Annotated in this window: 31 protein-coding genes, 1 pseudogene and 1 riboswitch; of the genes and pseudogenes, 11 read left to right on the forward strand and 21 right to left on the reverse strand. The window is 52.2% G+C overall.

The features are described from left to right. Positions 1–20: 20 nt before the first annotated feature. Positions 21–551: a bifunctional pyr operon transcriptional regulator/uracil phosphoribosyltransferase PyrR gene (pyrR, locus tag DW806_RS11310; RefSeq protein ID WP_110435909.1), complete on the reverse strand. Its 531-nt coding sequence runs from the start codon at positions 549–551 to the stop codon at positions 21–23. 300 nt (positions 552–851) lie between these two features. Between pyrR and DW806_RS11315 the strand changes: the two genes are divergently transcribed. From DW806_RS11315 to DW806_RS11335, 5 genes are all read left to right on the forward strand, one after another. Continuing rightward, complete coding sequence (locus tag DW806_RS11315) at positions 852–1034, forward strand: hypothetical protein (protein ID WP_118730021.1); 183 nt, start codon at positions 852–854, stop codon at positions 1032–1034. 793 nt (positions 1035–1827) lie between these two features. Beyond that, on the forward strand, positions 1828–2379 hold the full coding sequence (locus tag DW806_RS11320) for a cysteine hydrolase family protein (protein WP_118730022.1): 552 nt from the start codon (positions 1828–1830) through the stop codon (positions 2377–2379). Next, positions 2376–2636, forward strand: coding sequence for a TIGR04076 family protein (locus DW806_RS11325; RefSeq protein WP_118730023.1), 261 nt, complete (start codon positions 2376–2378; stop codon positions 2634–2636). Before DW806_RS11320 ends, DW806_RS11325 begins: the two co-directional genes overlap by 4 nt. 25 nt (positions 2637–2661) lie before the next feature. Further along, the gene (locus DW806_RS11330; RefSeq protein WP_118730024.1) at positions 2662–3483 is read left to right on the forward strand and encodes a 4Fe-4S binding protein; all 822 of its coding nucleotides are present in this window, start codon (positions 2662–2664) and stop codon (positions 3481–3483) included. 81 nt (positions 3484–3564) lie between these two features. Next, the gene (locus tag DW806_RS11335; protein WP_117489259.1) at positions 3565–3915 is read left to right on the forward strand and encodes a cupin domain-containing protein; all 351 of its coding nucleotides are present in this window, start codon (positions 3565–3567) and stop codon (positions 3913–3915) included. A gap of 44 nt (positions 3916–3959) precedes the next feature. On the opposite strand, the gene DW806_RS11340 is transcribed toward DW806_RS11335, so the two are convergent. Beyond that, positions 3960–4631 carry a prepilin-type N-terminal cleavage/methylation domain-containing protein gene (locus tag DW806_RS11340; RefSeq protein WP_118480661.1) on the reverse strand — a complete coding sequence of 224 codons (672 nt, stop codon included), beginning with the start codon at positions 4629–4631 and terminating at the stop codon, positions 3960–3962. Positions 4632–5047: 416 nt separating this feature from the next. Between DW806_RS11340 and DW806_RS11345 the strand changes: the two genes are divergently transcribed. Then, entirely contained in the window at positions 5048–5236 is a 189-nt protein-coding gene (locus tag DW806_RS11345) for a hypothetical protein (RefSeq protein WP_118361219.1), read from the forward strand. 63 nt (positions 5237–5299) lie between these two features. Here DW806_RS11345 and spoVAE read toward each other — a convergent pair whose 3' ends face one another. The 5 genes from spoVAE to DW806_RS11370 form a co-directional block, all read right to left on the reverse strand. Further along, complete coding sequence (gene spoVAE, locus DW806_RS11350) at positions 5300–5656, reverse strand: stage V sporulation protein AE (protein ID WP_110435916.1); 357 nt, start codon at positions 5654–5656, stop codon at positions 5300–5302. Further along, on the reverse strand, positions 5653–6090 hold the full coding sequence (locus tag DW806_RS11355; protein ID WP_243022721.1) for a hypothetical protein: 438 nt from the start codon (positions 6088–6090) through the stop codon (positions 5653–5655). Before DW806_RS11355 ends, spoVAE begins: the two co-directional genes overlap by 4 nt. Beyond that, positions 6074–7732: a recombinase family protein gene (locus DW806_RS11360; protein WP_118730026.1), complete on the reverse strand. Its 1659-nt coding sequence runs from the start codon at positions 7730–7732 to the stop codon at positions 6074–6076. Before DW806_RS11360 ends, DW806_RS11355 begins: the two co-directional genes overlap by 17 nt. Positions 7733–7844: 112 nt before the next feature. Continuing rightward, positions 7845–8060, reverse strand: a complete 216-nt coding sequence (locus DW806_RS11365) for a DUF6870 family protein (protein ID WP_118480667.1) — start codon at positions 8058–8060, stop codon at positions 7845–7847. Between the two features lie 158 nt (positions 8061–8218). Next, positions 8219–8743, reverse strand: a complete 525-nt coding sequence (locus DW806_RS11370; RefSeq protein WP_118730027.1) for a hypothetical protein — start codon at positions 8741–8743, stop codon at positions 8219–8221. A gap of 311 nt (positions 8744–9054) precedes the next feature. Between DW806_RS11370 and DW806_RS11380 the strand changes: the two genes are divergently transcribed. Together DW806_RS11380 and DW806_RS11390 are read left to right on the forward strand one after the other, a co-directional pair. Further along, positions 9055–9267: a hypothetical protein gene (locus tag DW806_RS11380; protein ID WP_118730029.1), complete on the forward strand. Its 213-nt coding sequence runs from the start codon at positions 9055–9057 to the stop codon at positions 9265–9267. 1294 nt (positions 9268–10561) lie between these two features. After that, positions 10562–11647, forward strand: coding sequence for a HipA protein (locus DW806_RS11390; protein WP_118730031.1), 1086 nt, complete (start codon positions 10562–10564; stop codon positions 11645–11647). 132 nt (positions 11648–11779) lie between these two features. Here the strand turns inward: DW806_RS11390 and DW806_RS11395 are convergent, their stop codons facing one another. Next, positions 11780–12349, reverse strand: a complete 570-nt coding sequence (locus DW806_RS11395; RefSeq protein ID WP_118730032.1) for a recombinase family protein — start codon at positions 12347–12349, stop codon at positions 11780–11782. Positions 12350–12404: 55 nt separating this feature from the next. On the opposite strand from DW806_RS11395, the gene DW806_RS11400 reads away from it, so the two are divergent. Continuing rightward, positions 12405–13067 carry an HI0074 family nucleotidyltransferase substrate-binding subunit gene (locus tag DW806_RS11400; RefSeq protein ID WP_158578362.1) on the forward strand — a complete coding sequence of 221 codons (663 nt, stop codon included), beginning with the start codon at positions 12405–12407 and terminating at the stop codon, positions 13065–13067. A gap of 233 nt (positions 13068–13300) precedes the next feature. Here the strand turns inward: DW806_RS11400 and DW806_RS11405 are convergent, their stop codons facing one another. From DW806_RS11405 to DW806_RS11435, 8 genes are all read right to left on the reverse strand, one after another. Beyond that, on the reverse strand, positions 13301–14248 hold the full coding sequence (locus DW806_RS11405) for a class II glutamine amidotransferase (RefSeq protein WP_118730034.1): 948 nt from the start codon (positions 14246–14248) through the stop codon (positions 13301–13303). A gap of 1 nt (position 14249) precedes the next feature. After that, positions 14250–15014 (reverse strand): hypothetical protein, encoded by a 765-nt coding sequence (locus DW806_RS11410; RefSeq protein ID WP_243022723.1) that lies wholly within the window; start codon positions 15012–15014, stop codon positions 14250–14252. A gap of 36 nt (positions 15015–15050) precedes the next feature. Beyond that, positions 15051–15308: a hypothetical protein gene (locus DW806_RS15765; RefSeq protein WP_243022725.1), complete on the reverse strand. Its 258-nt coding sequence runs from the start codon at positions 15306–15308 to the stop codon at positions 15051–15053. Between the two features lie 30 nt (positions 15309–15338). Further along, positions 15339–15626, reverse strand: a complete 288-nt coding sequence (locus DW806_RS11415) for a DUF960 family protein (RefSeq protein WP_118730035.1) — start codon at positions 15624–15626, stop codon at positions 15339–15341. Positions 15627–15898: 272 nt separating this feature from the next. Further along, complete coding sequence (locus DW806_RS11420; protein ID WP_118730036.1) at positions 15899–16591, reverse strand: MgtC/SapB family protein; 693 nt, start codon at positions 16589–16591, stop codon at positions 15899–15901. 13 nt (positions 16592–16604) lie between these two features. Continuing rightward, positions 16605–17330 carry an MgtC/SapB family protein gene (locus DW806_RS11425; RefSeq protein WP_118730037.1) on the reverse strand — a complete coding sequence of 242 codons (726 nt, stop codon included), beginning with the start codon at positions 17328–17330 and terminating at the stop codon, positions 16605–16607. 89 nt (positions 17331–17419) lie between these two features. Continuing rightward, positions 17420–18463, reverse strand: a complete 1044-nt coding sequence (locus DW806_RS11430) for an endonuclease/exonuclease/phosphatase family protein (protein WP_118730038.1) — start codon at positions 18461–18463, stop codon at positions 17420–17422. A 154-nt stretch (positions 18464–18617) separates the two neighbouring features. Further along, positions 18618–20027, reverse strand: coding sequence for an MFS transporter (locus tag DW806_RS11435; RefSeq protein ID WP_118730039.1), 1410 nt, complete (start codon positions 20025–20027; stop codon positions 18618–18620). A 298-nt stretch (positions 20028–20325) separates the two neighbouring features. On the opposite strand from DW806_RS11435, the gene DW806_RS11440 reads away from it, so the two are divergent. After that, positions 20326–21162, forward strand: a complete 837-nt coding sequence (locus DW806_RS11440; RefSeq protein WP_158574696.1) for a MurR/RpiR family transcriptional regulator — start codon at positions 20326–20328, stop codon at positions 21160–21162. A gap of 385 nt (positions 21163–21547) precedes the next feature. Here DW806_RS11440 and DW806_RS11445 read toward each other — a convergent pair whose 3' ends face one another. The 5 genes and pseudogenes from DW806_RS11445 to DW806_RS11460 form a co-directional block, all read right to left on the reverse strand. Then, on the reverse strand, positions 21548–21706 hold the full coding sequence (locus DW806_RS11445) for a helix-turn-helix domain-containing protein (protein ID WP_118730040.1): 159 nt from the start codon (positions 21704–21706) through the stop codon (positions 21548–21550). Positions 21707–21854: 148 nt separating this feature from the next. Continuing rightward, the gene (locus DW806_RS11450; protein WP_118730041.1) at positions 21855–22391 is read right to left on the reverse strand and encodes a hypothetical protein; all 537 of its coding nucleotides are present in this window, start codon (positions 22389–22391) and stop codon (positions 21855–21857) included. Beyond that, a complete protein-coding gene (locus DW806_RS16110) occupies positions 22388–22918 on the reverse strand; it encodes an IS256 family transposase (RefSeq protein WP_442861153.1) in 531 nt (176 codons plus the stop codon). Before DW806_RS16110 ends, DW806_RS11450 begins: the two co-directional genes overlap by 4 nt. Continuing rightward, positions 22913–23131 (reverse strand): annotated as a pseudogene (locus DW806_RS16115) (transposase); the annotation flags it as partial. The pseudogene DW806_RS16115 and the gene DW806_RS16110, both read right to left, overlap by 6 nt. A gap of 489 nt (positions 23132–23620) precedes the next feature. Beyond that, a riboswitch (cyclic di-GMP riboswitch) is annotated at positions 23621–23710 on the reverse strand. Between the two features lie 207 nt (positions 23711–23917). Further along, the gene (locus DW806_RS11460; protein ID WP_118361181.1) at positions 23918–24757 is read right to left on the reverse strand and encodes a helix-turn-helix domain-containing protein; all 840 of its coding nucleotides are present in this window, start codon (positions 24755–24757) and stop codon (positions 23918–23920) included. Between the two features lie 303 nt (positions 24758–25060). Between DW806_RS11460 and DW806_RS11465 the strand changes: the two genes are divergently transcribed. Then, positions 25061–26656 (forward strand): solute:sodium symporter family transporter, encoded by a 1596-nt coding sequence (locus DW806_RS11465; protein WP_118286019.1) that lies wholly within the window; start codon positions 25061–25063, stop codon positions 26654–26656. Positions 26657–26675 lie beyond the last annotated feature (19 nt).

A 26675-nucleotide genomic window follows, 5' to 3' on the forward strand; every position in this document is an offset into this window, starting at 1 on the left:
TTCTCAGGTGCGATGTTGTTTTACGGATTGCGAGCTTGTATGTTTACACTGTCTTCGCCGTCCACTTCGGTCAGGCGGACAAAAACGCGTTCATCACGCGCGGTAGGCAGGTTTTTGCCGATATAATCCGGCCGCAGCGGCAGTTCACGGTGACCGCGATCGACCAGCACAGCCAGCTGTATGCGCTCGGCGCGTCCTCGGTGAGAGATGGCTTCGATGGCGGCACGTACGGTGCGTCCGGTGTACAGCACATCGTCCACGATGATGACGGTCGCGCCTGCAATACGCGGATCGAGATCGGGCAGAGGAGCGTCCGTGCGCGGCACGTCATCGCGCCACGGTGTAACGTCCAGCTCGAGCACAGGAGGTGCCTTGCCTTCGACCTCGCCCAGCTTGGCAGCAATGCGCTGCGCCAGATAGATACCGCGTGTTTTCACACCGGCGAGCAGCAGGTGCTCCGCGCCCTTGTTTTTTTCCACGATTTCAAACGCAATGCGGGTCAGTGCACGGCGAATGCCATCCTGATCGAGTATGATCTTCGGTTCGGTCAATCTGCCGCCTCCCTTCAAAAATGCAAAAAAATGACTTTCCGCCACAACAATTAGCAGAAAGCCGCACGAAATACTACACCTGTCCCCCTTGTCCTACGGCTGACGGCGTATGCACTGTTTTCTGCCTTGCGCGGCTCACGGGCCGCACCTTAAAGGCGGATTGTTAGATATATTATATAATATGAACATGCGATTGTAAATAGTCGATTGTGCCAAACAAGCATTTTTTTGCTGTGCAAAATTTGAGGGACGAGCGGGCATACTGATTCTATAAACTTTATGAAAGGCGGTAGATCTTTTATGCGAATTTCACCTTTTGTTTCCGGCATTGCGACCGGAGCGATGGCAGGCGCGGTGGTTTCGATGGTAGCGGCCGGCGCGATGCTCAATCCGTCGATGAGGAGAAGTGCGCAGCACGCGGCGCGTAAGGCGGAGCATGCGATGCACAAGGCGGCGGACCGCGTGGAGAACTTCATCGGGTGAAGAGGTTCGCCATTTCTGGGTGAGAGATTTCGCACGCTGCGGCGTGCGGGGAACGTGCGCCGTCCGGCGCGGGAACAAAAAGGGTAGACACCTACGGTTTCTACCCTCTTTGAACACCCGTTTCCCTTGCGGCGTAGCTTGGGTGCAGATGGTAGACTGCGTAAGCGTAGAAACGGGGAACGGCAGAGGATTTTTACTACAGTGTCTTTCGCAACCTGTTCGCAGTGTCAGATACATTACTGCTACACAGACCGAAAGTCTTCGCAGGCGCAACATGACCGTGTTGCGCAATTCGTGAGCACGTTATTATAGATAGCACCTGCGAAAATAAATGGCACCGAACACCTAAATTCGCAGGTGCCGTGCGTTATAACGTGCCAAAGAGTTGTGCGGCACTGCTATCCCCCAGGGGACCTTCTCTTGCCCTTCGGGCAATTCACCTTGTGCCGCGCTCTGCGTAGATGAACCCGCATGCGCAGCAGTAATTTATCTGTGAACTGCGAAAAGGCGGGGAAAGACACGCAACGGCAACCCGACTGCCGTTTTCCATTTTCGCAGCGGTCACCGTTCTCCGGTCTGCGCCAGACTATCCAAGGGAAAAGGGGAGATTCATAAGAGGGTGGAAAACCGCAGGTTGTCTACCCTCTTGTGCGCCCGCGCGGCGTCAGTGCAGTTCACCTCGCTTCGCAAGCGGCAATCCACCGGTTAGCACTCGCTAAAAAACGAAAATGCATGGAAAACCCCATCAAACAATGCTATACTATAACCACTACACAAAGGAGAACCATAATTTATGAAAATTCTTATCGTAGTGGATATGCAGAAGGATTTTATCAGCGGCCCTCTCGGTACGGCTGAAGCGCGCGCCATCGTGCCCTATGTGGCAGAGAAGGCAAAAAATGCACCGCGTGAGAATCTGTTCGTCACGCTGGACACCCACCAGCCGAACTACATGGAGACAAACGAAGGGCGCCATCTGCCGGTGCCGCACTGCATCGAAGGAACGGAAGGTCATGCGCTGGACGATGCCATTGCTGCCGCTGTGGATGGCATTCCGGCGTCCCGCATTATCCGCAAGCCGACCTTCGGCGCGGTGGCACTTGTGGACGCGCTACGCGCTCTGCACGAGCCGCCGGAGGAGATCGAATTTGTCGGCGTATGCACTGGCATTTGCGTGATTTCCAACGCCATGCTGTGCAAGGCAGCATTCCCGGAGGCAAACATCGTAATCGACGCGGCACTGTGCGCGTGCGTCACGCCGGAGTCGCACGATACCGCGCTGAACGCGATGCGTCTGTGCCAGATGGAAATTCTGCATCAGGGTGAGGAGCCGTGGCGCAAATGAGCAGACCCAAGATCAAAATTACGCTGATCGATCGAAAAGGCAAGCACGGCTGTCACCGCGGGCACAAAATCGGCGACAGCTTCGACTTCGACACCGAGCGCGGGCAGCTTTGCCCGATGGCGATGCACGTTGCGTTCCCATACATCGACATTCTGCGTTACGGCGGCCATCTTCCCGGGCAGGAGGACGGCGTGGCGGTGTTTTGCTGCCCCGATGTGGACACGATCAACGTATTCCGTATTGAAATTGTAGAATAAGCGTAAAGCGGAGGACGAAAAGGATATGGATATCAAAAAAGTTACGGGTGTGTATTTCAGTCCGGCAGGAAGCACAAAGACCGTTGTTGAAACAACGGCGGATGAACTGGCGCGTCTGTTTAAGGCAGAGTGCCGGTACATATCACTCAACACGCCGTCTGACCGTGCGCAGGAGTATCAGTTTGCCCCGGATGAGCTGGTCGTATTCGGCTGTCCGGTGTATGCCGGTCGGCTGCCGAACAAGATTTCGCCGGACTTTGCTCGCTGCCTGCACGGTGAGGGTACACCGGCGGTGGCGCTCGTCACCTACGGCGGCAGAGCGTATGACAACGCGCTTGCCGAAATGTGCGATCTGCTGATCAAAAACAACTTCAAACCGGCGGCAGGCGGCGCTTTTCTGTGCCGGCATGTATTCTCGGACAAGCTGGCGGCAGGCCGTCCGGACGCGGCTGACCTCAGTGAGCTGCGTATGCTGGCTCAGGGTGCGGCGCTCAAGCTGAGAAGCGAGGGAGAGATCAAGCCGCCGAAGGTGCCGGGTGACGCGCAGGCAGCCTACTACACGCCGCTTAAGACCGACAAAACGCCCGCAAAGTTCCTGAAGGCCAAGCCGAGCACGATGATGATGTTGTGTGAGCACTGCGGTCTGTGCGCGGAAATCTGCCCGATGGGTGCGATTGACCCGAACGACCCGTCTAATATTCCGGGCACCTGTATTAAATGCTGTGCCTGCACGACTTACTGCCCGAGCGGTGCAAAGAAATTTGATGATCCGGATTTTCTGTCGCACACCGCTATGCTCGAGCAATTCCAGACTGAAGCGCGCAAGGAAAATTCGATTTTTCTGTAAATGTTGTGCGGACAACAGAAATCGGCGGCTTGGCGTGGTATACTGTCCGCATAAAGCAAACGACAGGAAAGAGGAGAAGCTATGGACAAGTTCATCCGCAATATCGACCATGAGAGCGTTGTAAGGCTCGCTGAGCTGGTTTCCGTTCAGTCGGGACAGGTGGTCAGCAAGACACTGGCGCAGAACAAGGCGGTCAGCATTACGCTGTTCGCGTTTGACAAGGGCGAGGAGATCGGCACGCACGACTCCACCGGCGACGCAATGGTGACCGTGCTCGAGGGCACCGGACGCTTTACGGTCGGCGGTGTGCCGCATATTGTCAAGGCAGGTGAAACGCTGGTCATGCCCGCCAAGGTGCCGCACGCCGTTTACGGCGAAGAGGCGTTCAAGTGGGTGCTGACCGTTGTGTTCCCGGATGGGTTTGAGGCATAATATCATATGGTAAAAGAAATCCCCGCCGAGTGGCGGGGATTTTGTTATGATGGGAAAACAAGTTCGCTGATGTTCAGCATACCGCGGATGCCGGTGCAAGACCACCAATAATAGTTCTTGTCGTTGTAATTGCCGTTGGAGTCGGGCACGGCATCAACGGCGGCATTATAATAAACCGAACTATAATAAGAACGGAACATGTTATCACTTATTTTACCGCCTTCAGCAGTTTCGCCAATTTTATAGGCACTATATTGGTTGGTATCACTAAAGTAAAGACCGAGATAGCCACGGTCGGAGTGATAAATAATCGCGTGGATTTGTGCCTTACTATTGATAAGAACGAGAAATTGTCCAGAACCGCCTTTCTGCAGACAAGGTACTTCGGAAAGTTTTGCAATTTTATCGTAGTTGGCTTTCAAATCATAACTATTAGGATTACCATTAGAATTGTTACCAATTACTGTACCTGTACTGTTTGCAAGTGTGGTGTAGGAATTAAGTTTCCAATTTGAAGAACCATATAGTTCGGACATCTCCGTCTGCACGGCCTCATGTAGCATGCGCGTCTCCGCGATGACCTGATCTTTTTTCGCCTTATCAATATATCCTGTCAGTGCCGGAATGAGCAGCGCCGCGAGGATCGCCAGAATGACCAGCACAACGATCAGCTCCACGAGCGTGAAGCCGCGTTTTTTGTTTTTGGAGTACAGCATTTAAAAAAGTTCCTCCTTCCCAATTGCGGGATAAAGTTCGTCTTTCTTAGTATACTCGAAAATATGCAATAAAGCAAGGAGATAGATACAGATAAAGTGCACAAAAATAAAGGGTTCTTGCCAAAAACATAAAAAAGAAATTGGTTAAATTGGAGAAAGTGTTTTGTAAAGCCGCAGAAACATTGAGATTTACAGCGGGATGTGATAAAATAATATCAACCTGATAAAAAAGAATCACCTGCAGAGACAGGCGATGAGCAGGTTTGCACCGCGTATACAGACGCAGGTGCGCGAGCGGCAGATACCGACGGATTGCAGCCGGTCGGTTAGTGCCGCAGCTTTCGGCAGACGGAAGCAGGAGAGAGAAATGAAGAGAGAGTATTGGGTTACGGAAATGAAGAAATGGGGCATTGAAAATGCAAATCTATGACTGGGTCAGCATAGGCGTATTGTTCGTTCTCGGTATCTTGTTCTATTTCCGACCGGCATGGCTGTTGGGTGAAGACCGGCAGCAGGCCGATGGCGCGGTAAGCAAGGTACGCACTGTCAGCGCGGCTGCGGTGGTATGCGCCATGATAATGACCGTGATCTGCGTAATCGGATAAAGAAAGAATTGGCTGCAAAGACACTCCCGCTTGGAAGGTGGATTCCGAGCGGGAGTGTTATTTTTACGACTTTGATTGCGGTCTGGACAGCAGCGCGAACAGACAGCCGAACACGATCGCGGCGGCAATGCCGCCTGCCGCACCGGTCACGCCGCCGGTGAACACGCCGAGCAGGCCGCTTTCCGCAACTGCTTTGGCAACGCCTTTTGCCAGCGAGTATCCGAAGCCGAGCAGCGGCACAGTCGCGCCTGCACCTGCGTAGTCCACAACTGCCTGATACCAGCCGAGCCCCTGCAGGATAACACCGAGCACCACCAGCGAAACGAGAATACGCGCCGGTGTCAGCTTGGTTTTGTCAATCAGCACCTGACACAGCGCACAGATCAGTCCGCCGACCCAGAAAGCGTTCAGGTAGTTCATGCTTCGCTCCTTTCCAGTACAACGGCGTGGCAGATACCTGCAATCGGCTGTCCCTGCTGCACCGAGGTCGGACTCATCATCGCACCCGTGCCCGCAAACACCAGCCGGTGGATTTTGCCGCGATGCATATCGCGCAGCAGCGGTCCGCAGAGAACTGCCGCTGAGCAGCCGCAGCCCGAGCCGCCTGCATGCGCGTCCTGCTCGTCACCAAAAATCAGGCTGCCGCAGTCCGAGTAGACAGGGGACAGGTCGATGCTGTCGCCGCGCAGCAGCGTCAGCAGCAGGTCCGCACCGATGTGACCGAGGTCGCCGGTAACGATGCAGTCAAAGTCCCGCGGCTCGGCACCCAAATCCTCCAGCAGTGCGGAAAGGGTGTCGGCAGCAGCGGGGGAAGATGTTATTTTAGGACTATGTGCCTTATGCGGTCTGACCATGCTTGCGGATATACTCCTGCGCGACTGCATAGGCGTCCGAAAACTTAAACTTTATCGTGATTTTTCCGCCCTCATGCACATAAATCATGTCAATCAGTTCGACTACGACTTCACGCGTCAGACTGGGCAGATTGCGATATTTTACGAATTGTGATACAAACGAATTGGTTTCGTCCACGCCGCTCTGCACCTCGTCAATGCGCGCTTGCAGGGACGCAAGACGTGTGTCCAGTTTGGCCTGCTGCTGCTCAAACTGCTCTTTCAGCCGATGGTATTCCTCACGCGAAATATCTCCGGCTTTCCAGTCCGGATACAGGGACAGCTTCATCTGCTCGATGCGTTCGCGCTCGGTTTCAAACTGTGCCCGCTCGTCAAGCAGAGGCTTAACGGAACGGTTTCGCGTGCCGCTGCGGTTGATCTCGGCAATCAGCTCATCCATCTCGACCGCCAGAGCAATCTGGTGACGGAGCGTTTCCAATACAGCCTGCTCCAGCCGGTCGCTGCGGATGGTATGCTTCGTGCAGGCGCCGCTGTGCTGCTTTTTGAACGTCGAGCAGATATAGTAGCAATAGTCGCGATGCGGTTGGGAAATCAGCTTTCGATTCATTGCCTTGCCGCAGTCTGCGCAGCGAAGAAAACCGGAGAACAGGTAGACTTTGGGCTGTGCTGGTGAGGTGCGCGTATCACGGGCGAACAGGGATTGCGCTTTGGCGAACAGCTCGCTTGAGATGATAGCCTCGTGTGTCTGCTCGACAGTGATCCAGTCCTCCTCGGGCACGGCCTCGCTGACATGCAGCTTGTAGCTTTTCATGCGGTTTTTGCCCTGCACCATAGTGCCGGTATAGAGAGGATTGCGCAGGATACGGCGAACCGAACTGTCCGGCCACAGATCGTCCAGCTTGTCCGAGGCCGGATGGCGGTAGTTCATGCCCTGCTGCCGTTTGTAGGCAGATGGATTCGGAATGCCCTTAGCATTCAGCTTTTTGGCAATACCGAGTACGTTTGTTCCGGCAAGAAACCAGTTGAAAATATCGCGGACAACGGCGGCAGCCGGCTCGTCAATCAGCAGCCGGCTGTGGTCGTTCGGGTCTTTGCGGTAGCCGTAGGACGCAAATGAGCCGATAAATTTGCCCTGCCGGCGCTTGAGATCGAGCGAAGCGCGGACTTTATTGGAGATATCGTGCGCGTACTCGTCATTGAGGATGTTGCGGAACGGCACGATCAGGCTGTCCGCCGAGCGCGGGTCGGCAACGCTGTCGATGCGCTCGCTCAGCGCGATGAACCGCACGTTCAGCAGCGGAAACGTGTGCTCAAGGTACTCGCCGACCTTGACGTAGTTGCGTCCCAGTCGGGACAGATCCTTGACGATCACGCAGTTGACGATGCCGGCGCGCAGGTCGTGCATCATGCGTCGGAAATCCGGCCGGTCGAAGTCGGTGCCGGTATAGCCGTCATCAACGTACAGCCGGGACGCGGTCATGTCGGTTTGCGTATCTGCAAACTCGGTCAGCAGCTCGCGCTGACTGATAATGCTGTTGCTCTCCTCGCTGTCGCCGTCCTCGCGGGAAAGACGGATATAGAGCGCGGGTTTCCACAGGACTGTGGATAACTTTTGGGGTTCGTATTTACTTTTTCGTGCCATTGAGTGCCTCCTAAAAAACGGACGGCACGCCGCAGGCTGTGTTTTGCACGTATAGTGTATCACAGCACACGGCGTGCCGCAAGGCTTCGCTTCGGTTATCCGGCTTTTACCATCACTGGAGCCGCTTGCACAGGTTGGTCAGGCAGGATTGCAGACTGGGTGCGCCGTCATCAAACAGCACCTCAACCGCAGTGTCGCCTACGCGGAAGCGGTGTGGGTCGCTGACAGACGAGGCGAACAGGCGCAGGCGCTCGTTCACCGGCAGGGTCGGGTCGATGCGTGCCTCGCGGATGTCGGGCAGGGGACAGGTGGGTGTGGGCTTGAACATAAGGGTTGACCTCCTTTGGTTTGTGTAGATGGTGGGTGCATTGTATATTCTTTCCATTGTTATACTATATATACGACAGTTCGGGATAACCGGATTTCGCCGTATCAGACACCTGCGGAACCGCGCCTGTATTGCGGCTCGATGCCGCAGGTGCTATGCTAAAAATAGGCGAATTCCTCCACCTGCTTGCGGACAGAGCAGTGAATGGCCTCCCAAAACTTTTCGTAGAGCGCATGCTCGTTGCTGGAAGGTAACTCCATGCGCTCTTTGATCATCTCGACCATGCATAAGAAAGACCACCGAAGCAGAGCGAGATTGGCCTGGATACGGCGTTCGCGCGTGAGTAGATCAGCGAACGCATCCGAGCCCTCGACCCGCAGATGGGACAGGATGTCCGGCTTGTCGGCAATCTGATGCAGCAGCGCAATTGCATGTTCGTAGTTGTCCGCGAACCAGTTAGCGAACTCCTCGAGGGCTGCTCCAATCAGAGCCGGGCAGACGTCCTCGGTCAGATTGAGCGGCTTACCGAGGTACACGAAAATGCTTCGCGTGAGTTCGGAAACGCCGTCCAACACGAACTCGGCTGTCAAGGCAATTCCGGCGGTGCAGTCGCGATGATCGGTCTTGCCGGTTTTACCCTTCTTGGTAGAGACCGCGCTGGCACTCGCCGGGATGTCCAGCATCGGAAAGTTGGTCAACTTCGGACGCAGGGGAGAGACGAGGAACAGGTTGACGCTGCCAATAGTGCGGCGGCGTGCGGCCTTCTTGTCGTCGTGCGGTGGAGTGGCCCAGTGGTTATAGTGTTTGAGAAGTTCTGTAATAGCGCATTTGATTTTGAAAATGCTAATTTGTCAAAGAAAAAACTTCGGCATAAGATTGAACAGCAGATGACTGAATTTGCGAAATTCGTTGAAAACAGCAATACTCCTGGGTACAAAGATAGGAATTTTCGTATTCTTACAGATTTTCTGACTGAGCCCGGAAAAGAGAAGACTTGAGCTCGGATGAGCTTCAGTTTCTCTATACCAGACTTGTTTTTGGGACTGAAGAAGATATTACAAAAATTAACATGCGTAGCTATGATGATGAAGCTGACATGAAGTCTTACAAACTGCTGTTTAAAATTCGTGATGAAAATGATTACTTGTTTCAGGCGATCAGTAATATGGTGCATCTGCTGAGCCGTTCAGAGACGAGCGATAAATAGCATGACTATGAGGATAATGGAAAAAACCTAATAAAGAAAATTACGGAGGATATCAATAATTGCTATCGGCGATTTGATAACGAACTACTGTATAAAGGTGTGCCTGTAAAGAAGATAACAGTTTGCAGTAAGACAAGGTATAACGCAGTTTTTTCGATACCATATATTTACCCTGTACTGCCATTGCTGTTCGTATTAAATGCCATATATAAAGTTAAGGGAGACGGGAATAAGCACGATAAAGCGGAACTGCTGAAGTACAATACCTCCTGCTCTTTAATAGATAATGTGTATGAAACTTTTGTCATAAGTGAAGCGTCAGAGCACTTGCTGGAGAGAGTAGAGGATGTACTGGTAAAACATCTGGTTCTGTATAAAGAACTGTATTTCCCACTCGAAAAGATTGTTACTCTTTCATTCAGCACCGTATTACCCGCTGTATGGGAAGGAACGGGTGCTGCCTGAACATTACAAAAAGCTGGTTCATAAGTTTACAAATAATTGCCGAAAAGATGAAGACGAAGATAGAGAAGAAATGTTCGATGATATCCAATGGGAAACTGTTAAGGAAATGCGTCCATGCCTAAAAAACGATATACTGCGTTCTTTTACGCCTCGGAGTGCTATAGATTATCTGCCTGCTGATCTTGATCGAAAACCCAACGATGAATCAGATTTACTGCAGCAGAGGAATGAGAAAGAAGGGGGACATATGTTGAACTGCACCCCCATTTGTTAGACAGTATGATATACTATCTAACAGATGGAGTGATTTATTATGCCAAGAGGAAAAATGAACAAACGGGACACGCCAGAATTTAAGGCAACACCGCACAATTAAAGCAGCGGCGCTTTGCGGAAATTTTGTATTCTGATTTTGTTGCGATTTCTTGCAATACGGCAAGTATTGCAAGAAACCGCGCCTCATCAGTACGCAAAATTTATTCGCAAATCGCTCTTGTTCAATTATGCGGTATTGCCTTAAGAAACTGGTCGTGCAAAACATGATGAAAGAAAAGTTGAGTTATTGCGAAACAGCGAGACGATTTGAAGTAAAGGGCCGGAGGCATTTGCCATAGAGCGCAGAGGACGCAGAAGTTCAGCGGCTACGCACGGAGAATGAATCCATGACACCAAGATCGCCATCCTCGTTCTTGATGAGGAAAACAGGTTTTTTGCGGAATGGCACAATTTATCAATTACATTGTAGTTCTGGCGGATGCTATGCTACTTTTGCCATTCTGTGTTCAATATGCTATAATTACCTCACCAAAGTGCGAAAGGAGGGCGCCTTATGCGATACATCTTAATGAATAAAGACGAGCCGTGGGCATTGTTCTCCTGTATACAGGACGAATTTGGAGAGGAAAGCGCGGTTCTGCAGGAGTGGTACACCGAATTGCGCCCGCTCGGTCTGCAATCGCTGACGGCGTGGCTTGAGAAGCGTAAAGCACCCAAGCACCGCAAGCATATCGAGCAGCTTCTGGAGCAGTACGGCTGCATCGGTCTGGAAGGCTTTCTTCGTGTGACGCATGCGCTGTCGCTCAACGATACGTTTTGGGTGAAAGAAGAGTCGGAAACGCTCGGCTGGGACAAGGTTTCCCTATATCGAAACGAGTTTGATGCCCTCATCGCGCAGGCGGCTTTCAGCGGCGTGATCAGCGTAGAGTCCCTGTCCTCCACCTCGCCGGAGTTCGGTACGGACGGCTATTACGCAAAATGCTGGGTGCGCGAACCGGACGGAATTTATCTCTACAAGGGCGGCAGCGACACCTATGAAATCGAGCCGCTGTCCGAATTCCTTGCGTGCCAGATTGCGGCACAGATTTGTCCACAGGCTGTGGATTACGACCTGGATTTCTACCATCATCGACTGATATCCAAGTGCCGTCTGTTTACCGATGAGCAGGCCGGGCTCATCAAAATCAGCGACTTTCCCGACCGGCCGACAACGGTTTCCGAGCTGCTGCGGCTGTATGCCGGGTTTGGCGCGGAGGACGCACTCCGCCGTATGTTCGTACTTGACGCGCTCATTCTCAACACAGACCGCCATCTCGGCAATTTCGGCTTCCTGTTCGACAATCAGACGATGGAAATTCAAAAGCCTGCGCCGGTCTTTGACCATAACCGCAGTCTACTGTTCGATCTGGACGAAGATCAGCTGGCCAATCCGGACTGGTACATCGGCAAGTGCCGTCCGCGTATCGGCGTGGATTTTATCAAGACGGCACGCGGCATGCTGACCGGTGAAATCCGGCAGGAGCTGAAAAATCTGGACGGCTTTCGATTCAGGCCGCATTCGACTATCGAACTGCCGGAGGAACGGCTGAACCGGCTGTCTGAAATTGTGGAGCAACAGAGAAGAGCGATTCTGGCATGAGAAGACTTGGTCGCATACTTTCGCTTAAAACATCGAAACGGATAAAACAAAAAATCGCCGGACTTCCCATAAACGAGAGGTTCGGCGGTTAATATTTAAGGTATAGCGGTAACTAAAGTATACAATGGAATCTTAGTTGTTTGCGGTTTGTTTCGATTTCGCACACCGCCGGTAAAACGTATTCGTCTTCAATCCGGTTTGCCGCATGGCTTCTGCGGCGGTGATTTCCCCGGCACGCCAGCGAGCAACCACTCGCTCAAAGTTGTCCGGCAGGGGCATTGGCTTGCGGCCGGTGTACTTGCCCTGTTCTTTCGCGATAGCAATTCCCTCACGCTGACGCTGCAAGATATACTCACGTTCGAGTTCTGCGACCGCGGCGAACACAGTCAGCATGAATTTGCCGGTAGGTGTGGTGGTGTCGATAGCCTCTTTGCGGCTGACAAACTCTACATGCTTTTCGGTCAGCCGTTCCACGAGATCGAGCAGGTCTCGTGTGTTACGGGCAAAACGACTGATCGACTCGACAATCACGGTATCGCCGCGGCGGACGTACTCCATCATATGGGTGAGTTCTGGCCGATCGGCATTCTTGCCGCTGGCCTTGTCGATGAAAACCTCGTCAACACCAAGCTCACGCAGCAGGACTTCCTGCCGAGCGGTATTTTGCTCCTCGGTGCTGACGCGGATATAGCCGATTTTCATGGTGTATCTCTCCTTTAAGTATGGTATAATGAGAAATATAAGGACGGTGACGCTGATGGATAAGACAATCGAACAGGTAAAACAATTAGCGCACCGTTATGGAGTGCCGAAACTAGTATTATTTGGTTCGCGTGCCCGCGGCGATCATCACGCCCGCAGTGATTATGATTTCGCGGTATGGGGCTGCACGCCGCAACAGCGTACACTATTCAGCGATGCAGTGGAAAATGATCTGGACTCGCTGTATTCGGTTGATCTGGTGTTTGTCAGCGAACACACCGATGCCGCATTGCTTCAAAATATAGAGAAGGACGGGATTTGCTTGCTGGACCGTTACAATACGAAATTCGAAAATCTCACCAATGCTGTAGAACGCTTGCGCGAAGGCGTGCAGGCGTATCAAGAGAATCCTGCCAAAATCATTCGCGACGGTGTAATCCAGCGCTTTGAGTTCACCTGCGAGCTGGCGTGGGAAACCACTCGTGAGTTCTTACTTGACCAAGGATTTACTGAACTGAACAGTCCGAAAGCAACGATGCGTAAGGCGTTCTCGTATGGCCTGATTGATGATGAACAGGCGTGGATTGCACTGCTGAATGCTCGCAACCAGACCTCGCACATTTATGACGATGCAACCGCGCAGGAAATTTACTCGCAGATTGAGAGCGAGTTTGTATCTCTGTTTGATAATCTTATTGAGCAGTTGAAACGTGGTTAAGTGCAATAGGGTCGCCGCATATTTTGACATATTTCAAGAGTCCAAAACCGACCCTATTGACATAGCTTTTCGTTGTTTTAGATGGGTATACCCAAATGAAAGACTCAAAAAAGTACCGGTTCGCGTGAGCCGGTACTTTTGCGTTCAGTCATCGTCTGACAGCAGATCAGCCAGCAGGCCGATGACCGTCATCACGCCGAGAACGACTTTTACTGCGTCCATAAAATCACCTCCTAATCAGTACGCATATAAAAGTTTTCACCGGTCATTTCGTTCAGGAGTGCCGGATCGTAGAGCATTTCCTCGATTTCATCTGCGGAGCAGCCGTAGTCGAGCAATGCCTGCACTTCATCTGCGCTCACGCCAAACGCTTTGGCAACCGAGAACAGGTCATCATAGTTTTCCGGCGTGTCCTCATAGTAGTCGCGGTAATATGGAGAATAACGCCGCCACCAATGCTCATAACTGGTTTTCGGCGTAAATGCGCTTGTAGTCATACGTCCGGTGCGGTCGATTTTCAGAATTTCACCCTCCTTTGGCTCCAGAATGTCCGTTGGCGCTTTTAACCGCAGCTTTTTGATGGCCTTGCACAGGATTTGCTGTGTCGAGGCGTAAATAAGGTAGCCATCATAGAACATGACGCACAGCGGATTATCGCCAACTACGAACCAGATGGAGTTGTCCTTGTCCAGAACCGTGAAGACAAATGAATCCTCGACTGCTTCAGCCATGGATTGCAGGCTGTCAAAGTCGAGGGTTTTCTGCTGTTCAAGGAGCTGAACGGCAACATAGCTGTCCGTTTCCACGCTTGTCAGCGGAAGGTTTTCTTCTGCGCGCAGTTCCTTGTCATTCCAGAGCACGCCGTTATGCGCGAGAGCAAAGCTGTTGCCGTCAACGTGACCAAGGAACGGGTGATTATTCTGGTTAAACTGCGCATTGCCTTGTGTTGTCATGTGGGTATGCCCCATAACCGCATTCACGCCGTTCGGAATGTGAATCTTCATCTTTCGAGCGGGAATCGGGCGCTTGTAAATCCGCAGACGGTCTTTGAAGTTATAGGCGATGCCGGTTGCATCCGTGCCGCGCACCTGACATTCACGCGCCAGCGTATTCAGGATTTTGTTTTTCGTGTGAGTGCTCGGGCACTCTTTAAAGTCGATTAAGCCGAATAAACTGCACATATTATTCCTCCTCGCTTGCATTTACGGGTTCGTTGACGTACAAACGGCGCTCTTTGAGGTACTGAATCAGCTCTGGTTCATGCACGGTGTCCAGAAAATCAAACCAACTAAGCTCCTGTACAGTGGTGTCGGACATAGCAACAGCCACCTCAACCAGATGGTTAACCATCTGTAAGGTGGCTTTGAGGGTATTGAGTTTGAGCGTACCGCGAAACATTCTGATTTCAACGGTATCCGAATTGGTCAGGTTTACCGCCGTGTAGCGTCCGGCACAGGAGTTCTTGGCGTGGCTCATCTGGTCTGTCGGCGTAAGCTTCATGCCGTATCGCGCCGCCCAGCGGTTCATCTGGGATTGTGTACGGCGGCTGAATCGCAAGAGTTCCGCCCAGAACTTTTCGACGAAGTACAAAAGCCGTGCAATCGCAGCTTCCTGCTGCACGTAGGTGCAGCCGAACGCCAGACGCGAGATATGCACATGCAGACCGCAGGTTCCAGCGGCGTGGCTGAGGTAGTCCATTTCCTGTGCTTTGTGGAGCACCGCCGCCCACGGCATTTCGTTCAAACGGTATGTAAGCGTCATTGGGTGCGTGACGAGTTCCAAACCATCGTCCAAGCTGCCGTCCGTCTTGATGTATAAATTCTCCGCGTCTGCATTGGCGATGTTCAACAATTTTTCGGCATTGTAACGGTCTGTGCCGCCGTTGTCGATTTCCAGTGTTACGCCGAAGTGCCGCAGACCCTTGCCGTGGAAAACGAGGTCGGGCATATAGTTATACTCGTGAATCGCGCCCTCGTGATCGTCCTAACAGCTTTCGCAGTAGGTGCGACCGTCGTCATCGTAGTAGGCGCTATAGGTGCGGATGATGCAGTCGCAGTCGTGGCACAGCGAATAATGCTCGTCTTCGATGGCGTTTTCCGCATAAATCTGTTCGTCGCAGTGGTCACAGATGACGGTTAAACGGTCGGCGCAGTCCTCGCAGAGCCAGTCGCCTTCTACCTCAAACATATCTTCAATCGGATGTTCTGCACCGCAGTTTGCACAAATTCTTGTCTCTTGCATTGGTTGTTCCTCCGTTTCGTTTGTAGGGTTTTAATATTCATCCGCCAGCAGCATAGTGGAATATGTCCGGTCATCAATCACGAACACCTTCGCGTCCACCGCGTCCGGACATTCCACTTCAAGCTCGTAACGATACGGCGGCTGTTCCTGCTCGTAGACGATGTGCTGACCGGTTGGCGTTGTGGTAAGGATAAACACTTGCAGGTAATCCTTTCTCGGCACTTCCATCGTCAAGACTATGTGCCACATGAGGTTGACGAGCCATGCGGGAATTTCGCGCTCCACGCCACGTGTCAGAAATTTTTGATTGTTGAACATCTTTGCTTCCTCCTTTTTGACAAAAAGTAAGCTCCTGAGAATATCTCAGGAGCTTCTATATCTATAATATATAGTTAAAAATGAAGGAAAAACAGAAAAAGTTCTCGCACTGCAACGCGTATTCAATAGAGAAATTCATTTTTGTGTAATTTTCGTAAAAGTGGGGATGTACACTTCGTTTTTACAAAAGAGACGAAAAATTGTGACATAAGACGCGAATTCCATTCGATTGAAAGCGCAGATTCGTCAGCCTCTTTCTGCGTTCTTCCGTTTTACAGTTCCTCGACCGACATGATGCCTTTACGCTCGCCGACCAGTGTCATCAGACGGTTTACCGTGCAGCTGCGCGGCAGGCGCAGTGTGAAGATGGCACAGGCATTGTGCTCACCGTTTTCCGCCGCACGGGTGATCTGGATATTCAGCACTTTGACATCACATCTGCGGTACAGCTGCAGCACATCGTCCAGACACGTTTTATCCTCATATTCCATATACACATTGATCTCGGGAACGTGCTCCAACACACGGTACTCCAGCCGCGAGAACACAAGCTCGGCGAGCATGATGAACACGGTCGCGAGAATGCCGCCCTCGTAGAAGCCGCCGCCAAAGGTGAGGCCGATGATGCCCGAGGTCCAGAGACCAGCCGCCGTGGTCAGACCCTTGACGCGCTGCCGCTTGGTAACGATGATGGTGCCCGCACCGATGAAGCCAATACCCGCAACAACTTGTGCACCGAGGCGCGCCATATCTGTAAAATAGTGCATATTCAGATACAGATACTGACTCGTCAGCGTGGTGATGGCCGCGCCGATGCAGATGAGGATGTGCGTGCGGAAGCCGGCCGGGCGGCGCTTGTACGAGCGCTCGATACCGATAATGCCGCCGCAGATGAGCGCGCAGGCCAGACGCACGAACACGGAAAGCGTCGTCACGTCGCGCAGGCCGTCAAAAACAGATAACATAGCAGTCCACTCCTTACAGCTCTTCGATCATGCAAAGGCAGTCCAGCTCCGCCAGATCGGAGAGAAGCTGCGTGTGCGGTATTTTTTCATTGAGGCGGATCGAGAAGATCGCACTTGGGTGCAGCGCCTCGCCACTTTTGTTCCGCTCGATATCGATGTCGTAGATCTGCACGTTCTGCGCTTTCAGCTGATTGATGATGGTACTGATGTCCCCGAGCGAATGGAACTCCATGTACAGATTGATGTCACGCGCGTTCTCCTGTATGTACGCATCCACAATTGGGAACAGGCGGATGCTGAGAAATATCATCGCGAATGCGATGAGCACGCACTCGTAAAATCCTGCGCCGACCGCAAGGCCGGTGCAGGCCGACGCCCACAGACCAGCGGCAGTGGTCAGGCCCTTGACCTGCTGGCGGCCGGTAACGAGAATGGTTCCTGCGCCCAGAAAGCCGATGCCGTTGATGACCTGTGCGCCGAAACGCGAAACGTCGGTTTTTATGCCGATCTCTGCGCAAATATCCGACCACGGCCCTGTCACCATGGTAAATTCGTACAGGCTGAGCAGCACGGTCAGCGCCGCGCCAAGACAGACGAGCATATAGGTGCGGAAACCGGCCGGACGGCGCTTGCGTCCGCGCTCCAGACCGATGCAGCCGCCGAGCAGCATCGCAAGGGCGAGCCGCACTACGACCGAGGCGAAATGAAGTTCGCGCAGGTATTGTATCATTCCACTCATTTGATGTAGGTTCTCCTCACTCGATAAAAAGTGCACACGCTGCCAATATGTATGCAGCGTGTGCAGCTTTCTACAATAGATTTCAGTATTTACTTTGCGAATCGACAGTCTGCCCAGCAGGCGTTATGGTCGGACAGCTCGGGACCTGTGAACTTCGCCAGCGCGCTGCCCGGCTCGGCCCAGGTGCAGTCCTTCGTTTCGGTCGAAATCGTGCCGTGATCGACGCATTCCATGCCGCGCGCCATCAGCCAGTCCAGCTTGAGCAGCATGCTCTTGCCGCCCGGCATCGGCTTGCGGCGCGTGCCCTCGATGCTGCTGAACTCGCGGTAGGAGAAGCCGTTTTCCTCCGCCTGCGGCAGAACGCGCTCGTACTGCTCAACGTGCTCCATATGCTTGGAGAGACGCTCCGGGTCGTTGAACAGCGCGGTGAAGCCCGGAATGTCGTTGCCGTCGAACGTATTGGTGTTCAGATCGCCGCCGATCATGACCGGTGTGTCCGGCGCGAACGAACGCTTGATCTCATCATATACGACTGCCATCTGCGCTTCGCGGCCCTCGCTGTCCGCGCGGTTCTCCAGATGAACGCTGACCGCGCCGACCTCGCGTCCGCCGATGTCGAGCGAGCAGACGATGGCAACGCGCGCACCGATACGCTTCTGACGGTCATAGTACCAGTTGTACTGCTCGGGCATATGGACGACCTTCGCCCAGCGGATGGGCCAGCGGGAGAACAGGGCGTTGCCGTGGAAGCCCTTGTTGTCCTCGGGATTTACCAGCTCGATAAACTCCAGACCGTAGGCGTAATTCATGCCGATGGATTTCGCGATTTCGTAGGCAACGTTGCAGTTGCCCGAGCGGACCGCGCCGTCATCCAGCTCGTTGGCGTAGATGATGTCCATGTTTTTGAGGTCGGGGCACATATTGAGAAAGTCGATGGTTTCGTGAAGCGTCTGGCCGCGCTCGATGTTGAATACAACGTGGCGCAGCGTTTCGGGCACCTCGGCGGGCGCATCCACGAGGTTGTGCACCTCGCACTGCTGATACTGCGGGATTTTTTCCATGACCTTGAACTGGCCGAGCGCCGGGACGAGATTACCGAGTTCGATGCGTTTTTCGTAGGACAGGGTTTCCATTTGTTACACGCCTTTCATATAAATGGTGGATATTTACAGAATTTTATTTGCGGTAGAATATGGGGGCAGCCGGCAGGAATGCTTGACTCCGCCGGCTGTTCCATATAAGGGAAGAAAAAGATGATGCGTAAAAATGAGGGAGTGCGGGGGAAAATCAGGCGTTTGCGGTCGTCTTTGCTGCTTCGGCAGCTTCGCGCTGCTTCATCTCGGTGATAATGCGCGGATAGATCTTATCGAGCTTGTAGAAGATCAGCAGAACGCCGATGCCGCCCCAAGCGATGATGTTGCCAATGATGTAGATGGCGATGAGCATCTGAGACTGTGCGGCATTGATGGTTGCGGTGCCGGCGAAGCCTACAAGGCTCATCAGGGCGCCGAAGATCGCGCTCGTCATGCCGGAGCCGAACTTCTGGCCGGCGGTGGTAGCAGATACCATCAGGCCCTGTACACGGATGCCGCTCTTCCATGCGCCGTACTCGATAACGTCAGCCAGCATGGAGTATTTTACGCCGCGGAAGCAGCCCTTGCCGATGCCGCGCATGACGCAGGCAAACAGTGCAAGATTGAGGGCGCTCGGGTTGATGAACAGGGAGACCGTGCCGATAACGGCGACGATCGCACCGATCAGCGCTACGTTGCGCTTGCCGAACTTTGCGATGAACGGAGACAGAACAAGAACGGTGACGATCTGCGGAATGGATTCGAAGGATGCGAGTGCGCCGAGCAGGTCGCGGTTGCCGAGAATGTACTGTGCGTAGTATGCGTTGCAGGTGCCGGTAACTGCCTCATAGAAGGACAGGAACACAGCGAGCATGAAGAACATGATGAAGTACTTGTTGGTGACGCAGAGCTTGATGCCCATCCAGAGCGGAACGTTCTTGCCGTCCTTGGTCTTGGTCTCTTCCTTGACGCGCTCGTGGCAGTTCTTGAAGCAGATGAACAGCATGATGATGGAAACGATGGCGTAGAGGATGGAAACCTCGATCCATGCCTGCTGGGTGTCACCCAGACGGGTAACCAGCGGGAAGGTAATGGCGGTGATGACCATGTTGCCGAGGGCGGACATACCGGTACGGAACAGGTTGACAACGGCGCGCTGGTCGGTATCGCGGGTCATCAGGGTAGCTAGCGTTGCATACGGAAGGTTGAGTGCGGTGTAGACAACGGTGGTGCAGAAGTTATAGGTGATGAAAACGTAGATGCCCTTGACGATCGGGGTTGCGGGCGGAACGGTGAACAGCAGGATGGCTGCGATGCCGTACGGAATCATCATCCAGAGAATCCATGCACGGGATTTGCCGTGCTTGGAATGCGTGCGGTCAACCAGATGACCGATAAGTACGTCGGAAATACCATCGAAGAAACGGGAGAACAGCATGATGGTACCGATCATAGCCGCCGAGATACCGACTACGTTGGTGTAGAAGTAAATCAGCAGCGAGGTGGTCAGGGCGTAGACAACGTTGCAGGCAACATCGCCGAGGCCGTAGGAGAACTTTTCCTTGAGATGGATCTTCTCAAATTCCTTATCACCCGCGAAAGTCGGGTTGCTGGATTTGCCCATGGTTTTGCTCAGTCCTTTTTTATTTTTCTTTTACCAGTTGCAGCGATACAGACCGTCCGTGCGCCGGGCGCATCGGGAGTGGGTCTGCCTTTGAGACGTTGTCCGGACTCGTCTCTCGCTATACCCTTTCAGTGGAAGTCCGTTCCACCGAACATCTACAAGTATAGCACTGAGCGGAATAAAATTCAATAAATCATATTGTAAAAAGAACAATATTCAATTTTGTGCATTCTTCACAAGGTCGATGTTTTGTGATACAATGAAATTACTATATGATGCGGAAGTGCAGGGTGATTGCATGGACAAGAACGTTTATGCCGCAATTCAGTCGCAGTATTCGACTTTATCCAAGGTTGGAAAGCGGATTGCGGACTATATCTTAGCCGATCCGGTACATATTACCTCGATCAGCATTCAGCAGATGGCGGCCGAGCTTGATATCGCGGAGTCGAGTATTATTCGATTCTGCAAGATCGTCGGCTGCGCGGGCTTCAGCGAGGTAAAGCTGCTGCTGGCGAAATATTCTCCTAAGTCGGTGCGCACGATTTTTGAAGATCTGTCCGAAACCGATAGTATTTCGACCATTTCGGAGAATGTGTTCAGCCGGAATATCGACACGCTCGAGCGGGCGCTCCAGCTGCTTGATTTCGAGAAAATCGAGCAGGCGGTGGGGGTGCTCAACCGGGCGGAGAATATCCTCATCCTCGGCGTCGGCGCGTCCGGCACCATCGCGGAGGACTTCTACATCCGCCTCATGCGCATCGGCATCCGCGCGGTTTCGCTGACCGATTCGCACCTGATGCAGATTCAGGCGAGCCAATGCGGCCCGGATACGGCGGTCATCGCCATCTCGCATACCGGCAAGACGCGCGAAATCGTGTCGGCCGTGCGTACCGCGAAGGAGTGCGGCGCGCCGACCATCGGCATCACCGGCTATCCGGATACGCCGCTCAAAGAGGTCAGCGACATCTGCCTTGAGCTGTATTCGCCCGAGCAGCTTTTCGTGTCGCCGCGCGTGGCGCAGTTCTCCCTCATCGACACGCTTTATGTCAGCCTCGCTATCCGCCGCAAGGACAGCGTCGTACAGAATATTGAACGCATGAATGAAGTGCTCCTGCCATTTCGCATTGATTGATCATTTTTGATCCTGTGTGTGGAATTTGATGCTTGAAAGATATATTGCATCATTGCATCTGTATCGTATATGTGCTGTGCTCGGATCAAAGAGATTATGCTAACGATCTAGCATTGTTTCAGTCAATGCTGTCCTTGTATCATGTTCCCGTTTGATTATTGCGATTAACTGCGCCGATAAAGCAGCGCCAATCTCGCGATATAGCACATCTCTGACGGCAGCTCAGATTGCCAATCGGGAACATCAGCGAAAATATATCAGCCAAACTCTTCATCTTCCACAGGATCAAATTATATTCTACAGCGCGAAAGAAAACCTTATCTGGATGTGTTGATGCGGAAAATATACGGCTACATGACCCAATAGGTATGTTTACAAATTCACCTCAAAAAAACTCCATAATCCCCGCCCTCAGCACCCTCCACTCCCGGCCAACCTTTACGGCCGGGAGTTCTTCATTTGCGATCATCTTGCGCACCTGCTGGCGCGTGGTCTTGAGCAGGGTTGCGGTTTCTTTTACGGTCAGGATTTCATCGTTCGGCATAGAAAACCTCCATCAACATAGGTGAAAACGCATTTCACTTTAATTCATGTATGCTTATTCTAATGTTGGCGATCAAACGTCAAATCATGCTGTCTAAGCAGACTCAAGCACCCTGAAACAAGCCTTTATCCGAACCATTTCCAGTACGTTAACTCGATGAATGCTTATTGGCGCCTTTGAATCTTTCATTGGAATTTGAATATTGGCCGAACTTAACCGCACTGTAGTGGAGGATAGGAAAGGATTTCTTGAAAATATCCAAACGATCTTGAACATCCGCCTTGCGGTCATAATACAGATTGCAGGTCAAATCACACCTCGACAGCTTAAACCCTTTGAGCCGCCGGTCAATGCCGATTTTATCAAGGATATTTCGCAGACGGTGCTTTATCTGCTGTACAGACTTTTCGTCAGCTTGAAATAATGCAGTCGGTTCATAGGTACTGGCGAGCAGAGAAGACGGGTTGACAATCAGTATCAGCCAGCACGGATGCGAGATGGATTGCCCTAAGTGAATTTCAACGTCGATGGACTTGAACTGCGGCATCTGGTAATACGACGAAAGTCCTAATTTCCCTTTGCCGGTACAAATGCACTCGTTTTGTTCGATAATATTCTGGATTTCGGAATATTTGCATTGTAATTTTAGTGAAAAGGTGTGGATGCCGTACTCATTCGTAATCATTTGCTGTTCCTCCGTTTCTGAGCGCATACTGTGCAGCGTTTACAGGTTTTCGGCTCATGCTGCAGCATTTTGAAAAGACTGTCATCGGTCGGAAACACGGATTTCGACTTGGTTACCTTCCTGAGCTGATGGTTAAAGCCTTCAATCGTGTTGGTCGTATAGATCAGCCGCCGAAGTTCTTGAGGAAACTTGAAATAGGTACTGAGATTTGCCCAGTTATCCCTCCACGACTGAGAAATTTTGGGGTATTTCTTGTCCCAGTGTTCTGCGAACGTGTCTAACGCGTCCAAAGCAGCCGGTTCATCTACCGCTGCGTAGACTGCTTTCAAGTCAGCCATAAGTGCCTTCAAATCCTTGTAGGAGACATATTTGCTGGAATTTCGAAGCTGATGGATGATGCAGTTCTGGATTTCCGTCTTGGGATAGACCGCCTCGATCGCCGCAGAAAAACCGGTCAAATTATCCGTACAGGCAATGAAAATATCCTCGATGTCCTGGCTGATGCTGGTCTGATTTTTCCTCAGCACCTTGGGGTCAAATTCGCTCTTGCGATCCCGCGGCACAGATACCTCTACATCGCCAAAACTGGTGCGCAGGGTTTTGCTGCTGTGCCCATTCCGGCCGTTATCCGTGTCCTTGTTCTTGTAGTCATACCGGTTGTAGCCCAGCTGATCGTCCAGCTCGGCCTCCAGACCGTTTTCCATGAACTCGGTGTTAGGTTTAAGTCTAGTCTGCCACATAGCCTCGATTGCGGTAATCTCTCCGGCACGCCATCGGGAAACAACCCGCTCGTAGTTGTCCGACAGCGGTATCGGCTTGCGTCCGGTGTACTGGCTCTTTGTCTTGGCAATGGCGATACCCTCGCGCTGGCGCTGGAGGATGTACTCGCGTTCGAGTTCTGCGACCGCCGCAAACGCCACAGTCGGCGCCATTGTCAGAAACAAACACAATGATACTATTGTCGATAACAATCATTTTTTCATAACTTTCCCTCCTCATTTTATCTGTCTTAACGGCTTCAAATTTAAATAAAAAACGCTTTCAAGACATGGCTACTCATGACTTGAAAGCGTTTTTATATCTTTGTTGGAACAGCACAAAAGGGCAGAGTTTTACTTGCTCTGCGAGCAGTGTATTGCACCGCGAATCAGCTTGCCATATTCTTTTGACGGCGTACACCTCCTTCTGCCTAATAAAGCGCAGAAGAGGTTAACAGCGTCTTCGCTGATGCTTACAACCGGCTGTCATTGCGGCGTTCGCCGCCTTAGACTCTTCCGGCTTTGCGTCCCCATCTTTCGCTGGGTTTGCCTATCTCTCAGGCACCGTGTATGTACCTGATTTTTGATGGTTATACCATAATTTGTATAAGTACGCGATTGGTCTGCTATACAATTCGCGTCATAAAAACGATATTTCGTGCAGCAATCTGATGAATATCACCGTTCGGATAGCACAGCTGCGCTGCGCTTGCCTGTCTGTACACGCGATAGTTTCATCCGGTGGACGCAGTACGGAGAGTGTGCTTTTTATTTCCACTGGGTGCGGTACTGATGTGGGGTAATGCCGGTGCTCTTGCGGAAGGCCATAATAAAGTGCGAAGCACTGGAGAAACCGCAGTTATCTGCGATGGTCTCAATACTCTGCGAGGTGGTGAGCAGCTGCTGCTTTGCGGCGCTCAGACGCACAGTCTGCAAAAACTGATGCGGTGTTGCTGACTGGTATTCCTTAAACTTACGCATATAGTAGCAGGTGCTGAGCGCAGCACGCTGGGACAGGTGTTCGATGGAGAGCGATTTGTCCGCAAAATTGTACGTCATATAGTCGGCTGAGTCCTGAATGGCGATCTCGAGATCGCTTTTTTTCTTTTCCCCGAGCACGAGCACGAGCAGAACGAGCAGCTTGTTGATCGTCAGGGAAATAATATGAGGATTGGGCTGGTTCTGGTGCACCGAGACCATGATGCGGCGGACACATTCCTCAATCTCGGCATTGCTTCCGGTGGGCAGGATGAACCCGTGCGTATTGAGGATAAGATGTGTATAGGCCGTGCTGCCGTTGCCTGCAAAGTGGAACCAGCGCATGCGAATCGGTGTGAGGGCGTGATAGCTGTGCGGTTCTCTGCAGTCAAGCAGGATCAGGCTGCCGGGACCGGCGGTGCGTGTTTCACCGCGGTAGGTGACCGACAGTTCGCCTTCATCTACAATAAGCATCTGGCAGATATCCAGATAATTACGCTGCATACCGTATGTTTCGTCGCAATGGTAGCTGCCTGCGTGCGGAACATGGTACAGGTTAGTCGCGGTGAAGGCATCTGCATCGTGGTAATAGCGGACAGAATCTGCCAGAATACCCATATCATTAAGCATAATTGGTGTCAACTCCTTTTTTGTACCATATCATGGCATGGAAATGCAGTCATTCGCTTTTCTTATACAATTATATCAAAAAATGATACTGATAAAAAGTATAAAATTTTGATATTTTATTATTATCCTGTGTAGTGATGAATGTGAGAATTTGATATATGATAGGTACAACGAAAGGGAAACGAACAAAAACGCAAAAAATAGTTTCTTTTGAGTTAAAAAGACAAAGGGAAAAGAAAAAACAAGAATAGGAAATTCTACAATATAATAGGATTTTCTTGTTCAGAAGAGGGGTTGAAACATTTGATTATCATTTTAACATTCATCGCCTTCACCGGTCTGGTGGCCTTGATCTCATGGTACAAGACCAAGGAGGAGAACCTGTCCACCAAGGAAGGCTACTTCCTTGCAGGACGCGGACTGACCGGCCTGGTCATCGCCGGTTCACTGGAAATGACCAACCTGTCCACCGAACAGTTGGTCGGACAGGCCGGACAAAGCTACTCAACCAACATGGGCGCCATGAGCTGGTCGGTAAACGCAAGTATCGCGCTGCTGGCGCTGGCACTGATCTTCCTGCCGAAGTATCTGAAAGCCGGCATCACCACCATTCCGGAATTTCTGGAGGTTCGATTTGACCGCACCACCAAGCAGATCATCTCGTTCCTGTTCCTGCTCGGCTACATGCTTACTTACCTGCCGACCGTACTGTACTCCGGTGCGCTGGCCTTCAACCAGATTTTCCATCTGGATCAGCTGTTCGGCATCACCACTTATCAGAGTATTGCGATCCTGTGTGTTGCAATCGGCGTTATCGGTTCCATCTACGCAATCTTCGGCGGCCTGAAGGCAGTTGCGGTATCCGACACCGTAAACGGCGTGGGTCTGCTGATCGGCGGTCTGCTGATCCCGATCCTGTCCATCTGCATCCTCGGCAACGGCAGCTTCCTTGCCGGCATTCAGGACTTCATCACCAATGTTCCGGCGGAAAAGTTCAACGCGGTCAATCCGGCGAACGCTCTGCCTCCGATGATTCCGTGGCCGGTTCTGTTCCTCGGCATGCTGTTCAACAACCTGTTCTACTGGTGCACCAACCAGTCCATCATCCAGCGCACGCTGGCTGCCAAGAATCTGGCACAGGCACAGAGAGGTGCTGTATTCACCGCATTCCTCAAGCTGCTGGACCCGTTCTTCATCACCATCTGCGGTCTGCTGGCTTACCGCTTCTTCGGAGACGGCCTGGCAAACAGCGACCTGGCATACCCGTCTCTGATCACCACGGTTGTTCCGAACTGGCTGCTCGGCATCATCGCAGCGGTTCTGTTCGGTGCGATCCTGTCGTCCTTTAACTCGGCACTGAACAGCTGTGTAACGCTTTACACGCTGGACTTCCACCGTCCGCTGTTCAACCAGACCGCAAGCGACTCTCATCTGGTAAGAGTAGGCAAGCGTGTTGGTACCGGTCTTGCGATCGTATCCATCTGCGTAGCGCCGTTCGTCAGCAATGCACCGTCCGGTCTGTATGACTTCCTGCAGGAGTGCTTCGGCTTCTACTCCATGCCGATCCTCGCGATCGTGCTGGTAGGCTTCTACACCAAACGCGTTCCGGCCTGCGCACCGAAAATTACGCTGGTCGTACACGTCATCCTGTACTCGATCTCCAAGTTCCTGCCGCTGAATGTGCATTACCTGTATGTTCTTTCGGTACTGTTCCCGGTAGACCTGGCACTGATGCTGCTCATCGGCAAGTTCAAGCCCCGTGCTACCGACTTCATCCTCGAGGATTCCAAGGCTGTTGACCTGACCCCGTGGAAGTATGTAAAACCCGCCGCGCTGACCTGCTTCATCCTGATGCTTTGCGTCTACGCGCTGTTCTCTCCGATCGGTCTGGCTCGATAATGAGCCGGCCCCCGGAAAC

This window comes from Butyricicoccus sp. AM32-19, from assembly GCF_003480365.1.
GTDB lineage: Bacteria > Bacillota > Clostridia > Oscillospirales > Butyricicoccaceae > Agathobaculum > Agathobaculum butyriciproducens.